Here is a 14,160-nt window from a genome sequence, read left to right on the forward strand (position 1 = left end):
TTGGGTTTGTGAACATGAGTGATAACACGATTCCACCAGCCGCTTCCCCGGCCGACGCACCCGCCGCCAAAACTCCTCGCCGTTGGCCGGCGCTGGTGATCGGGCTATGCCTGGTAGCCGGCGTGGCGGGCGGGTTGGGTTGGTTCCTGCACAAACCCAAGGCCCCGCCTGCGCAGTTGGCCAGCGACAAACTGGGCATGAGCCGGCCGGACGGTTTGCTCGAAACCCATTCCTTGAGTCAGCTGCCCAAGGATTTGCTGGCCGTGCCGTTCCTCAAGCAAACCCTGACTGAAGATTTCGTCTTCTATTACGAAGCCCACGCCGATCGTCTCGGTTTGATCGGCAGTCTGCGGCGGATCATTTACGAGCATGACCTGAAGTTGCAGGACAGCCTGATCGAGCAGCTCTTCGATCAACCGGCGGATGTGGCGCTGTGGCGCGGGGCAGACGGGCGTCTCAAGGATTTCCTGTTGGTGATGGATCGCGGCGGGCTGGCCAAGGTGCTCGAGCCGTTGGCGAAAGTGGCGCTGGATGATTCGCAGCTGAGCAAACTCAGCGAGGTAAAAGTTGGCACCGACGCCGTCACGCTCTATCAGCTCAACTACAACGCCAGCAAGGCGTTGGTGTTCGCCTCCCATGGCGACAAACTGGTGGTGCTGTCCAATCCGGCCAAACTCTACGATCCGGAAAACAGTGCTTTGGAGGAAAACGGCGGCGTTTCGACCAAGGCGATCGCCGCCTTGCTCAATGGCGACAAACTGTTCCCCGAAGCCTTCGGCCTGCCGCCGCGTGCGCCCGAGGTAAAACAACGCCTCTCGGTCAACTCCAGCGTGTTGGCCATGGGTTACCAGCGCTTCATCCCGAACTTCGCCGGCCTGCGTTTCGACATGGACGATAAGGGCTGGCACAGCTTCCTGGCCATGGACGAACTGGACAACCAGCCGGACTTCGACTTCAAACCGATCTGGCAAGCCATGCCGATGGGCGCCAGCGCTTGCGTGGCCTTGCCGTTGGCCGCCGAACAACAGAAACCGCTGCTGGTGAAACTTGGCGCCGAAGAGTCTGTGGCCCAAGCCCTGACCGAACACATGGCCGGTGCCGCCGGCCTGTGCTGGTATGCCGACTCGCGGCTGTACACACCGCTGTTGGTGGCCAGCCTGAGTGACGATGGCGGCGCCAAACTCGACGGCGATCTGGGTAACCTGTTCAGCTCGATGGTCGGCGCCTACGAAGGCAATGTTGCCGAGCACGCATTCCCGGTGGTTGAGAAACAGGACGGTAAAACCCATCAGTGGCAGCGCCAGGTCAGCTCCAACTTCGGTCCCTATCAGGCTAAGGATGCCGAGCAGCCAGACGCGATCACCGGCAAAGCCTTCATGCGCGTAAGCCTGGCGCGTCACGGTTCGACGCTGCTGTTCTCCCTCGATGACAAGCTCGTCGACAAAGCGCTGGGCACCCTCGACAAACGCTTCCCGCCGCTGGCAGACGTGCTGCCAAAAGACCTGCTGATGCCGATCTATTTCGGCCCGGATTCCATGGCGCAACTGATGCAACAGGAAACCCTCGACAGTCTGCCGCAGGACATGGAGCCGGTGTTCTACAACGCCGCGCAAACCTACTTGATCCCGAAACTGCGCACCCTCGGCGGCTACGGCAAATACGCCCTGACCTTACCCAAAGGCAGCGAGCCCGACGGCCACTGGCAGTGGCTGCCGCTGGAATGGAAAGCCCTGTGACCGCACTTATCCGAGGCCTCGGCCTGCTGGCGTTGTTGCTGGGGTCGCGCACATTCGCCAGCGAAGCCGCAGCGCTCGACCCGCAACAGTCCCAGGTATTTCGCGCCTGGTTCGTGCGCATCGCCCAGGAACAACTGACCCAAGGCCCGAGCCCGCGCTGGTATCAGCAGGACTGTGCCGGGCTGGTGCGGTTTGCCGCTAACGAAGCGCTGAAAGTCCACGACGACAAATGGCTGCGCAGCAATGGCCTGTCCAACCGCTACCTGCCGCCGGAGCTGCAACTGAGCGACGCCCAACGCGGCCTCGCCCAGCAATGGCAGCAGGGCGGCGGCAAGGTCGGGCCCTATGTCAACGCAATCAAACTGATTCAATTCAACAGTCATTTGGTCGGCCGCGATCTGGCCCAGGCCCGGCCCGGCGACCTGATGTTTTTCGATCAGGGCGACGACCAGCACCTGATGATCTGGATGGGCCGCTTCATTGCCTATCACACCGGCACTACTACTCCCACCGACAACGGCATGCGCTCCGCAAGCCTGCAGCAACTCATGACATGGAAGGACACCCGATGGATACCCGACGCAGCCAACCCCAACTTCATCGGCGTCTATCGACTGAACTTTCTCTCCCAATGATCGGTGCCCGCATGCTGCGCATTTGCTCAAAACTGCCTTTGTTGTTGGCCCTGTTCATGCCGCTGGCCACGGTCAACGCCGAAGACACCGTCGAGCCGAGCGGCTATACGCCGGTGGCCGGTGAAAGCTTTTTCCTGTTGGCCGACAGCAGTTTCGCCAGCGATGAACAGGCGGTGGTACGCCTCGAAGCGCCGGGTCGCGACTATCGCCGGTTCCGCATGGAGCCTTACGGTGGCGCCGACATTCGGGTGTATCGCATCGACAAGCCGCTGGATTTCCTCAAGCGCCAGAAGAACCTTCATCGCGTAGTCAGCGACGGCCAGTTCAAGGGCGAAGGCCTGTCGAACACCCTCGCGTACCTGTGGGACAACTGGTACCGCAAATCCCGCCGGGTGATGCAGCGGGCGTTTTCCTACGAGTCACGCAAGCAAGTCACCGAGGAAGTGCCGGAACTGAAGATGGGCACCGCCATCGCCGCGCCAACGCCCTACGACGCTCAGCCACAATTTGCGTTGATTCCGGGCCTGCCGGTGGTCAGCCAATTCCGTTATCCGCTGTGGCAAGCCAAACCGATCCAGCCGCCGGAAGGCGTGAAGCTGGTCGGTTCTTCCAGCGAGTTCGTCAGTGTCTCGCCGGGCAACGTTTACATCCCGTTGGGCAACCTGAAGCCGGGCCTGTACCTGGTGGAAGCGCTGATCGGCAAGTACCGCGCGACCACCATGGTGTTCGTCTCCAACACCGTGGCCGTGAGCAAGATTGCCGGTGATGAGCTGCTGGTGTGGGCCGCGCGCAAACACGAAGGCAGCTCGGTGCCGAAGGTCAATGTGCTGTGGACCGATGGCCTGGGCGTGATGAGCAGTGGCGCGACCGATGCCGATGGTTTGCTGCGCCTGAAACACGTCAGCCCCGAGCGTTCGTTCGTGATCGGCGAGGACGAAGAGGGCGGGGTGTTCGTTTCCGAGAACTTCTATTACGACAGCGAAATCTACGACACCAAACTCTATGCCTTCACCGACCGGCCGTTGTATCGGCCGGGCGATTGGGTGTCGCTGAAAATCGTGGGCCGCGAGTTCAAGAATGCCCGGGATTCCGTGGCGCCGACCGCTGCCGACGTCAACGTCACCGTACTCGATGCCACCGGCACGGCGCTGCAATCGTTGGCGCTGAAGCTCGACTCCAAGGCCGGCACTCAGGGCCGTTTCCAGTTGCCGGACAACGCGGTGGCGGGCGGTTATGAACTGCGTTTCAGCTACAAGGATCAGGCGTACAGCAGCGCCTTCCGCGTCGCCGAATACATCAAGCCGCACTTCGAGATTTCCCTGAATCTGGCCAAGCAGGATTACCGCACCGGCGAGCCGGTCAAAGGCAGTCTGGTGTTGTTGTACCCGGACGGTAAGCCGGTGGCCAACGCCAAGTTGAGCCTGAGCTTGCGCGCCCAACAATTGTCGATGGTCGACAACGAGCTGCAATACCTCGGGCAATTCCCGGTGGAACTGACCAGCACCGAACTGACCACCGACGCCAAGGGCAACGCGAGCCTCGATTTGCCCGCCGCCGAGAAACCGAGCCGCTACATGCTCACCGTGTTCGCCAGCGATGGTGCGGCGTATCGGGTCAAGACCACCAAGGAAATCCTCATCGACCGGGGTGCCGCCAGTTTCCGCCTGAGCGCGCCGCAACGGTTCAGCGCGGTGGGCGCCAAGGTTGCCTTCAGCTATGCCAATGAAGGTGGCAGCGAGCAGAGCAAAGCGGTCAACCCGAGCAGCTATAGCTGGGTGCGACTCGAAGACCAGACCACTGGTGAAGGCAAGCTCACCGCCAAAGACAAAGGCTTCAGCCTGGCCTTCGACCGTCCGGGTACTTACAATCTGACGCTGAAAGATGATCATGGCCGCGTGCTTGGCGCGACCGGTCATTCGGTCACCGGTGATGGCGTCAAAGCGGTGCCCGGCACGGTGGAAATCGTCCTCGACAAACCCGAGTACAAGGCCGGCGACGAGGCCCTCGCGTTGATCACTTTCCCTGAGCCGGTCAGCGATGCGTTGTTGTCGCTCGAGCGCGACAAGGTCGAAGCCACGGCGTTGCTGTCCAAGGGCGGCGACTGGCTGAAGATGGAAAAGCTCAGCGACACCCAATACCGCGCGCGCATCACGGTGAAGGACAACTTCGCACCGAACATGACCTTCTCCGTGCTTTACACCAAGGGCGGTCAGTACAGCTTCCAGAACGCTGGCATCAAGGTGATCACACCGCAGATCGATGTGGCCATCGCCACCGATAAAGAGGCGTATCAGCCCGGCGATACTGTGTCCGTGGACCTCACCACTCAATTCGCCGGCAAGCCGATTCCAGCGCACCTGACGGTCAGCGTGGTCGACGAAATGATCTATGCGTTGCAGCCGGAAGTCGCGCCAACCATCGACCAGTTCTTCTATCACCCGCGCCGCAACAACGTGCGCACCAGCGCCAGTCTGTCGTTCATCAGCTACGACGTGGCACTGCCGGGCAGCCCGGGCGCACCGGGCAAAGCCAACCGCAGCGAGCGTGGGGTGAAAGTGCTGGAGCGGCCGCGTCGTGAAGACGTCGACACTGCCGCGTGGCAACCGGAATTGATCACCGACGCCAACGGCAAAACCCGTTTCACCTTCAAGATGCCGGACTCCTTGACCCGCTGGCGTATCACCGCCCGCGCCATCGCCGATGACGGCCAGGTCGGGCAAAAGAAACAATTCGTGCGTTCGGAAAAACCGCTGTACCTGAAATGGAGCGGCCCGACCAAATTCCGCAACGGCGACAAGCCGGATCTCGGTGTGTTCGCTTTCAGTCAGGCCGAGAAACCGGTCAAGGCTGAGCTGGTGATTCATTACGCGGGTGCCGAGCAACGTGTGCCGGTCACTTTGAACAATGGCGTCAACTACATCGCATTGCCGGCATTCACATTGGCCAATGGCGAGTGGACCGCCGAGCTGGTGCAGGACGGTAAAACCGCTGACGCCTTGGCCGTGCGGTTGACCGCGACCGGCGAAGGCTGGCAGGTGACCCAGAGCCAAAGCCTGGACGCGGTCAGCGGCGACACGCCTTTGACCCTGCCGACAGACGCCACGGATATTCGCCTGCGTCTGGATGACAGCCCGCAAGCGGTGTTCCGCTCGGCCCTCGATGATCTGCTGAGCTATCCGTACGGCGGTGTCGAACAAACCGCCAGTCGTTTGCTGCCGCTGAGCATTGCCTATCCAACCCTGTCGTCGAACCCGCAGACCCGCGATCGCTTGCGTTTGATCATGCAGAACAGCCGTCTGCGGCTGGTGCAAATGGCCGGGCCGTCGGCGAGCTTCACCTGGTGGGGCTTTGACGGCGAGCCGGATGCGTTCCTCACCGCTTACGCCTATTACGCCGACTGGCACGCCAGCAAGGCGCTGGAGCTGAGCCTGCCACCGGAGCACTGGCAGCGGGTGCTGGAGGTGTACGCGAAACAGGCACAGAACACGCCGCTGTTGCAGCGTGCGTTGATTCTGTCGTTTGCCAAACAGATGCAATTGCCGGTGAACACGTTGCTCAGCGGTTTGATGGATGATCTGGCGAAAGCCGGCGAAGGCAATGCGGCGAGCGTCATGGACGATGGCGCAGAGAGCCTGGTCATGAACGATCCGGATTCGGCCTTGGGGCTGGCCAGTGCTCGGGTGCTGACCGCGTCTTTGGCGCGTCAGGCCAAGGTCAATCTGCCGCCGGCGTTCAGTCGCCAAGTGGACGCGGCGCAACAACAAGTGGCCGCTAGCGCTCAACCGTTTGTCGAAGCCCTGAACCTGTCGCTGCAAGCCTTCGATCAGGCCCACGCGCAAGCGTTGTTGCAACGCCTGTTGCCACAGCAATCGACCCTGGAACGCGCCTTGGCGCTGACCTGGCTGCAACGCAGCATCGAGCAGGCCTCTCCGACCATCGCACTGGCACCGGGTGAAGGCTGGAAGAAACGCTACGGTGATACCGGTGAGATATATTGGACGTGGCAGGGCGCTACGCCGGTGCCAGCGGTGTTGTCGCTGACCGGGACGCAAGAGCGCCCGCTACGTGCCGCGCTGAGTTACCAGACCAAACAACCGGCAATCGATCCGATGCCTGTGACGATCACCCGTCGCCTGTCGCGTCTGGTGCCAGGTGATGAAGCGTTCGAATTCAAACTCGAAGCGGTCGGCACCAAGCCATTGTCCAGCGACAGCCTGTACCTGGACGAAGTGATCATCACCAGCAAATCCGCGAAACCATTGCGCTACGGCATGCTCGAAGTGCCGCTGCCACCGGGTGCCGACGTCGAGCGCACCACGTGGGGTATCACGCTCATGGGCAAGGCCGGCACCGAGCCGACCGCGTTGGAGAAGGCCCGTTTCGAGCCGGGGCAAATGGCGTATGCGGTGCCAGTGGATGCGCTGAGCGGCGAGTTGCGCCTGCGTCATCTGGTGCGCTTCTCGCAAAAAGGCCAGTTCAACCTGCCGCCAGTGCGTTTCACGCAGGTCTACGCGCCGCAGCATCAGGCTCAGGAACAGAAACCGGCACTCGGTCAGGTCACGGTCAACTGACATGACCCGGTGTCTGGTCTGGTGGTTGCTGTGTTTGATCCCTGCGCTGGCGACAGCGCAGGACGAGCCGCTGCGCCTGGGCTTCAAGGGTGAATTGCTTGCGTTGAGCCAGACTCAGGTGATGTCGCGTGAGCCATTGCCCGCTGATTTGCAGACGCCGCTGGGCAGCGTGTGGAAGCTGTTTGTCTACGGCTGGCTGGTGGACACCGGCGCACGTGAGCCGGCTTATGAGTGTCGCGGGCAATCGAAGGAAGAGGTTTATTGCTGCACGGCGGGCGGCACGATCGGGCGCGATCAGGCGTTGGTGAAGTCTTGCGGCTTGTACTTTGAGCCTGCGCGCCTTGGCATTGCCAGCGCACAGTGGCGCGAGTATTGGCAGGTCAGACAAGCGCCGAAATGGTTGCTGGATTTACCGTCGCTGCAACCGCAAACCCGGGTTCCGGTGGCTGAGTTGCTGAAGGTGTTGGCCGTGATGCCGGCGCAGGATCAAGCCCGAAAGGTGTTGCTCGATGTGGTGCTCAACGCCGCTGACGGTAACGTCGTGGGTGAACTCGGTGGCCAGTTGCGGGTGAAAACCTGGAGCTGGCTGGCGGATCAGGACCCTTCGTCGCGCCAAGGCGGATTCGCGGGTTGGACGGTAGACGGCACACCGATCTGGGCCGGTGGGCGCGGCACCAGCCAAATGGTTTTGCGCCATTATGGTCAGGCGCTGGCGACGGTGCTGCCCTCGTCGTGGCCTGCCGAGGCGGGCAAGTGCGTTGAGGTCGGCCTGTTCGCGCGTTATCCACTAAAACGCGTGCTGTCGGGGGATCGCGTTTTAGCGCCCGGTCCTTTGCAAGGCGACTACCGCGTCGAGTTCGCCAATGGCAATCAACTCGATATCCACAGCGATGGCGAGTTGTTCTTGCTCAAAGACAAACTTGTCGCCCGCCTCGATCGTGAAGAGTACGTCGCCCGCGTTTTGCAGCGCGAAGCCAGACCTGAACCCGTCGAAGCGGCCAAAGCCCTGGCCGTCGCGATCCGCACCTATCTGCTGCAAAACGCCACCCGCAACGGCGACTGCCTGAGCATCGACGACAGCAGCAGTCGACAGCGCGTCGCCCCGCGCCCGGCCGCCAGCGAATCGCGCAACATCGCGGCGTGGACCAGCGACCTGGTCTTGGCCGGCACCGCCGTCACCTATCACTCCGACCAACCGGGGCCGGACAAACTCTCCTGGCAGCAAGCCGTCGAACAAGCCAATGCCGGCCAACGCTACGACGCCATCCTGCTACACGCCTACCCGCGCGCCAGCCTCAGCCGCTGGGACAACCCGGTCGCCTCCTGCGAAGCACTGCCCGCCGCGCAAGACTGGCTGCAAAACCAGCGTCGCGGCTGGCGCCAACGGCTCGAAAGCGAAGTTGGCTACAACGAAGTCAGCACCTTTGCCGTCTGCCGCCTGGCCTTTGGTCGTCCGTTTGTCGACCGCGAACGCCAGCGCATTTACGTGCGCGGCGTGCTGTCGTTGCAAGACCGCCTCGACCTGACCCACGAATACCTGCACCTGGCCTTCGAAGCACACCCCAACGGCCAGGATGAAACCTACATCGAAGGGCTCGCCCGCCACCTCTTGCTGGAATAGGCCATGAAACTCCGTTATCCACAGGTCTTGCTGTTCCTTTGCGCTTTTTGCGTACTGCCGGCGACATTTGCCGCCGTCAAACTTGATACGCCCATTGGCGGCTGGCGTACTGGCGCGCCCGAAGGTGAAGGCGAAAACTTTCGTCAGACCGTCAATTACCCGGCTTCATCGGTTAACACCCCAGTGGGCCAGGCCAACACGGCGCGCATTACCGGCCAGATCCAATCCACCCCCAAGGGCAATGAACCCGGCAAGCTGATCGTCAACGGCGTCAGCATGCCGTTGAAAATTGACCCCGCCGGCCGCTTCGATCGCCCGTTCTCATTCCCCAAAGGCAGCAACAGTGTTGAAGTCCGCAGCCCCGATGGCCAGCAACGCCACCGCACGCAGTTCCTCAATGCCAACGGCGGCGCCACCCCGGCCAAGTTGCGTGTGCTGCTGTCCTGGGACAGCGACGGCACGGATCTGGACTTGCACCTCATCACCCCCGATGGCGCACACATCTGGTACGGCGATCGCGTCGCGCCCAATGGTGCGGTGCTGGATGTGGACGTGACCACCGGCTACGGCCCGGAAATTTTCGCCATGCCGGCGCCGATCAAGGGGCAATACCTGGTGTACGTGAACTACTACGGCGGCGGGTATCGCAGTGATGACGAAGGGCAGGAGGATGCGGTTCAGCCGCTGACCACCGCGCAAGTGACGGTGATTACGGAGGAGGGGACGCCTGATGAAAAAATGGAGACGTTCCTGGTGCCGATGCGGGCGGTGGGGGAGTTGACGTTGGTTAAGGGGTTTAGTTATCCGTGAATGAAATAGTCTCGGCAGTGCTGAGACTATTAGCTTGGTGTTTTCCCGTTGGGGCGAGACAAATCAACATTCGCCAGCAGACTTTATCCAATCCGTAGCAGCTGCCGAGCCCGCGAGGCTGCGTTCGAGGACGAAGTCCTCGCATATACGGTGTACACGGTCCTTCTGAAAGAACCGGTCGCCTGATTTTACGACTGCTTCGCAGCCGGACGCAGGCTTTGCCAGCTGCTACAAGGTGTTCATCGCTGGCGGTCATACTGAGTTGATTGAACTGCAGCAATGTCCATAACCCCCATGAATACCCATTCTCATCCCCGAGCGTTTATTCGACGGAATAGACAAGGTATTTTTCGAGCACTGGCGTAAACTTTGCTTACAAAAATTCCAGGTTGCTGCCTCGCACGCGAGTGTTTGCACGATGGCCTGTCGATCACCGGCCTGCTCTTGCCAGGCATCAGGAAGACCATGGTGGCGGTTGTTCATTAAGGGAATGAGATGTTTGAGATAGATCGCAGCAGCAAGACGCTGTTAGTGGACCAGATTCGAAATGCAATTATTGCCCGTATTGAATCTTTCCAATGGGTTCAAGGCAGTCGGTTGCCTTCGGTCAGGGCGCTCTCCAAACAACTGGGCGTCAGTAACTTTACGGTGAGCAGCGCGTACGAGGACCTCGTGGCGCAGCACATTATCGAGTCTCGACCCGGGGCCGGTTACTTCATTCTCGCGACCAGTCCTGCGGGAAGCCTCAAGGACCTGGACGAGTTGATCCCGCCGTCCAGCCTGCATGCGGGGTTCCTGTACCGCGCGCTGGACCCTTCCCAATACGATATCCCGGTCAGTTCAGGTTACTTTCCTCCGTCCTGGCTGGCTGACGCTGTACCCGTTTCTGTTACCGGACGGCTGATACGTAACACGCTGTCTTGCAGCGTTCCGGCACCCGCTGCGGGGAGTCAGCAATTGCGCTCGGTGATTGCGCGCAAGTTGCGAGAGGTTCAAATCGATGCCTCCAGCAACCAGATTGTGGTGACGGTGGGGGCTACGCACGCGTTCTCGCTGATTCGCAATGTCATGCTCAAGCCCGGTGATTACCTGTTGGTCGAAGACCCGAGCTACTTGTTGCTGCAGTTGAAGCTGATCAAGGGACGGGATTTCAACATCATCACGGTGCCACGAATGGGGGATGGTCCGGACCTGGAGGCCATGGAGGCCATGCTGATCAAGTACCGGCCGAAACTGTTTCTGACCCAGACCCTGATCCACAACCCTACGGGCGGCAATACCTCTCCGGCCAAGGGGTTCAAGATTCTTTCGCTGGCCGAGAAGTATGATTTTCATATCGTTGAAGATGATATTTTCGGCTCGTTGTCCGCCAAGCAAACACTTCGACTGGCCAGCCTGGACGGTTTGAATCGCACGTTTTACATCAGCGGTTTCAGCAAAGTGCTCAGTCCTGCCTTGCGTCTTGGGTATGTGGCGGCACCACCAGCCTTTGTCGAGCGTCTGGTGGAGCAGAAGATGTACAACCTGTTGTGCGGCTCATCCATGGACGAAACCATCGTGACTTACACCCTGGAATCCGGGCGCTATCAACATCATTTGGATGTTCTGCGCCAGCGGGTGATGCAGGAGCGTGTCAGGGCGCGGGAGTGGTTGGGCAAGGTGGGCGTGGTGTTTGATGAACCCAGCGTGGATGGTTTGTTTCTCTGGGGGCGTTTCCCCGCGCAGGTGGATATTCGCCGTCTGATCGAACGGGCCCATGACGCCCGCATCTTTCTGGCTCCAGGGTCGTTGTTCAGTAACACCCGGGATTACGATCAATATATTCGCCTGAACGTCAGCCACTGCAATGACATCCAGTTCAAGCGTTTCATCGATGCCCAGACCGGCAGCGAAATAGCCCGTGGAGTCACCGAACACAGCGTTTGAGACTTGGCCCCGGGTCAGCCTGATGCTTGCTTGTCGATCTTGCTGCCCGGCGGCGCGTCACGGGTGTCTTGCCAGCTTCTGAAGTACTCCGCCAGGGTGGCCACTTCCCCCAAGTCTTCATAAGAGTAGATGACGCCGTTGAGGATCTGGACTTCATCATTGTCGCGCAGTGATTGTATGAGAGAGTCCTCAACGATTTCCGAGCCGTTAACGGCCAGGCTGATGTCATCGATCCAGAACAGCGGCTTGCCGTCCTGGTTCGACCACACCCGGGCGTCGGTGTAAAAAGTCTTCAACGCTAATCCATTGGTTTTTATAGACATATCGTTAATTCCAGTTCGACGGCATGGCTGATTGATCCAACGTGCCGCTCTTTTTCAGGCAGGTTCTGTGGGGCTATGCCTTTTTTTCAGCTCTGAAACGCAGACGCGTGTAATCCACCGTCCATCGGCCATCGGAGTCCAGCAGGTCATTGGCCAATTCCTCCGTCATCTCCTCCAGAAAATCCGCGCGGGCTTCAACCGGCAGCATTGTCAGGTAGGGGCTGCCAAAGGTTTGTATCCATTGGGCAATGGGGTAATCCAGCACCACGGGTCGTTCGAACCAACTGATGAAGCTGACGTGAAACCCCGTGTTCTCCAGCACCTGTTGGTATTCACCGGCGGTGGGCAGGTAGCAGGGCTCAATGTCTTGCGCATCGACGGATCGGCGCTCCAGGGCGCCGTGGATCGCCCGTCGGATCAGCAGGGCATTTTCGGCACCGGCGAACTCACCGACGAAACGTCCACCGGGTTTGAGTGCCATAAAGGCCCCATGGGCGACTTGATCGGCACGTCGCATCCAGTGCATGGCGGCGTTGCTGAACACTGCGTCGAACTCATGGTGAAAGATCAGCTCTTCGGCATTACCCAACCTCACATCCAGGCCGCGCAAACGTGCAGCTTTCACCCGCTCCGGGTTGTAGTCGAAACCCACCACCTCAGCGCCTTGCCTAGCCAGTTGCTCGCTCAGGTAGCCATCGCCACAACCGATGTCCAAGACCCGCTCGCCAGCCTTGAGGGCCAACAGTTCCACCGCGCCGTTGGCGAGCTGAGCGACGAGACGGGCATTGTTTGCATACTGCGAGGCGTCCCATTGTTGAAGTTCAGCGGTGGGACGAAAAAAGCTCGAAGAAGTCATGAACGGGTTTCCGTCTGGGGTGGAGAGGGTGTAACAGCCTGGTTGAAAGCCCTTGGAGGTGCCGCGCGCTGGTTAGCCAGCGCGCGGCCCTGTTCAGATGCGCTTGGACAACCAGACCAGCACGATGACGATGGCGCAGACGGCCGGGGTCAGCCAGTTCCACAACTCGCCCATCAGGAAGATCGAAAAGGCAAACGTGAAGAACGGTTGCAGCAACTGCAGTTGGCTGATGCGCTGGATGCCACCCAGGGCCAGGGCGCGGTTCCATGAGAAGAAGCCCAGCAGCGAGTTGATCAGGGCCAGAAACAGCAGGGCAGCGACCCCTTGTGCAGGCAGATTGGCGATGGTCTGGCTGTCATAGAGCCAGAGGCTGACCGGAAGCAGCACAGGCAGGCTGATGACCAGGGTCCAGCACATGACCTGCCAGCCCGGCAGTTCCTTGGAAAGTGCACCGCCCTGAGCGTAGCCAAAACCGGCCAGCAGCACGGCGCCCAGCAGCGCCAGATCGCCGATATAGATGTCCGAGACATTCGATTTGATGACGGTGTAGGCCATCACCACCAGGAAGCCCAGGCTTGAGACCGCCCAGAACATTTTGGATGGGCGAGTGCCTGTGATGAGGGTACCGAAGATCGCAGTGGACAGCGGCAGTGCAGCGAGTACCACGCCGCCATGGCTGACCGGAACGTATTGCATGCCGAGCGCGGTGAGGATCGGAAAGCCATAAACGATCCCGGTGGACGTCAGCAACATCCGCTTGATTTGCGAGCGGTTGGGAATCTTTGCTCGGCCGATAAGCAAAAAGGGAATCGCCGCAAACGCAGCCAACACCGACCGGAAGAACCCGACTTGCAGGGCACTGAGGTCGCCAGCGAGCATTTTCGCCGCCGGTAAGGTCATGGCGAAGGCCGCGACCGAAATGAGCCCCAGGAAATAGGCTTGCAGGTCTTGATTCTTTGTTTCTTGAAAGCTGGCTACGTTGGTTTGCGTCATGGGACGTTTCCTTCTGGTTTCGCCGGTCGAACGTCCGCCCTGCAAGGGCGGACGCACCTACCGATCAGATTTGTTTGTTGTTGAGGTTGGGTTTGTCCAATGGGCTGGTGCTCAGGAAAAACACCAGGGACGAACGCGTGCCGCTCTCTACCTTGCGCACGCCGTGTGGGATCTCGCAGCGATTGATCAGCACATCGGCGTAACCGGTTTTAAATTGCGATTCGCGTCCTTCATGCTCGATGAAAAACTCGCCACCTTCGTATTGCTTGCCGAACTGAATCACCACGGAGTAGCGGTATTCCAGGTTGCTGTAGGTATCGATGTGCTTGCCGATGAAGTTGCCGGCTTCCAGCAGGTTGGACTGGCAGCGACGGATAAAGCACTCGCCTTCCATGATGCCGTTGAAGAACTCACGGCTTTTTCCCGAAGAGAGGATCTCCACCACACGTTTGCCGTAGGGATCGTTGCGATACACGGGCAACTGGCCTTTTTGGTCCTCCATGAAGCGTCCCACCGCGAGAAAGTTTTCTTCGCCCACATCGCCGATTTCGATGATGGTTTTGGGGATGACCTGGCACGCCGCTTCCATGTACTCCAGGTCTTCTTGAGAAAACAGCTGTGAGGCTTTGAGGGAGGCGTAGGCGTTGTTCTGCAGTTCGTGGTTCGCAGCTTGAATCGTCTCTTGCATT

General features: G+C 60.1%; 10 protein-coding genes. 6 read left to right on the top strand and 4 right to left on the bottom strand.

Annotation, left to right across the window (positions count from 1 at the left end; genetic code table 11):
* Positions 1–14: 14 nt before the first annotated feature.
* The 6 genes from J3D54_RS11895 to J3D54_RS11920 all read left to right on the top strand — a co-directional run bounded on the left by J3D54_RS11895 (position 15) and on the right by J3D54_RS11920 (position 11,299).
* Positions 15–1,736, top strand: coding sequence for a DUF2138 domain-containing protein (locus tag J3D54_RS11895; protein WP_253418215.1), 1,722 nt, complete (start codon positions 15–17; stop codon positions 1,734–1,736).
* Positions 1,721–2,371: a DUF1175 domain-containing protein gene (locus J3D54_RS11900; protein WP_253418218.1), complete on the top strand. Its 651-nt coding sequence runs from the start codon at positions 1,721–1,723 to the stop codon at positions 2,369–2,371. Before J3D54_RS11895 ends, J3D54_RS11900 begins: the two co-directional genes overlap by 16 nt.
* A complete protein-coding gene (locus J3D54_RS11905; protein WP_301293590.1) occupies positions 2,368–6,942 on the top strand; it encodes an alpha-2-macroglobulin in 4,575 nt (1,524 codons plus the stop codon). Before J3D54_RS11900 ends, J3D54_RS11905 begins: the two co-directional genes overlap by 4 nt.
* A 1-nt stretch (position 6,943) precedes the next feature.
* A complete protein-coding gene (locus J3D54_RS11910; protein WP_253418222.1) occupies positions 6,944–8,563 on the top strand; it encodes a DUF2300 domain-containing protein in 1,620 nt (539 codons plus the stop codon).
* A gap of 3 nt (positions 8,564–8,566) precedes the next feature.
* Positions 8,567–9,373: a YfaP family protein gene (locus J3D54_RS11915; protein ID WP_253418225.1), complete on the top strand. Its 807-nt coding sequence runs from the start codon at positions 8,567–8,569 to the stop codon at positions 9,371–9,373.
* A 495-nt stretch (positions 9,374–9,868) separates the two neighbouring features.
* The gene (locus tag J3D54_RS11920; RefSeq protein ID WP_105343546.1) at positions 9,869–11,299 is read left to right on the top strand and encodes a PLP-dependent aminotransferase family protein; all 1,431 of its coding nucleotides are present in this window, start codon (positions 9,869–9,871) and stop codon (positions 11,297–11,299) included.
* A gap of 14 nt (positions 11,300–11,313) precedes the next feature.
* Here J3D54_RS11920 and J3D54_RS11925 read toward each other — a convergent pair whose 3' ends face one another.
* The 4 genes from J3D54_RS11925 to J3D54_RS11940 all read right to left on the bottom strand — a co-directional run bounded on the left by J3D54_RS11925 (position 11,314) and on the right by J3D54_RS11940 (position 14,159).
* Positions 11,314–11,622: a hypothetical protein gene (locus tag J3D54_RS11925; protein WP_253418228.1), complete on the bottom strand. Its 309-nt coding sequence runs from the start codon at positions 11,620–11,622 to the stop codon at positions 11,314–11,316.
* Between the two features lie 73 nt (positions 11,623–11,695).
* Positions 11,696–12,478, bottom strand: a complete 783-nt coding sequence (locus J3D54_RS11930; RefSeq protein WP_253418232.1) for a class I SAM-dependent methyltransferase — start codon at positions 12,476–12,478, stop codon at positions 11,696–11,698.
* Between the two features lie 93 nt (positions 12,479–12,571).
* Positions 12,572–13,471: a DMT family transporter gene (locus J3D54_RS11935; protein WP_105343552.1), complete on the bottom strand. Its 900-nt coding sequence runs from the start codon at positions 13,469–13,471 to the stop codon at positions 12,572–12,574.
* A 64-nt stretch (positions 13,472–13,535) separates the two neighbouring features.
* Entirely contained in the window at positions 13,536–14,159 is a 624-nt protein-coding gene (locus J3D54_RS11940; protein ID WP_105343554.1) for a 2OG-Fe(II) oxygenase, read from the bottom strand.
* Position 14,160 lies beyond the last annotated feature (1 nt).

The sequence above is a fragment of the Pseudomonas sp. GGS8 genome, assembly GCF_024168645.1.
In the GTDB taxonomy this organism is placed as follows: Bacteria; Pseudomonadota; Gammaproteobacteria; order Pseudomonadales; family Pseudomonadaceae; genus Aquipseudomonas.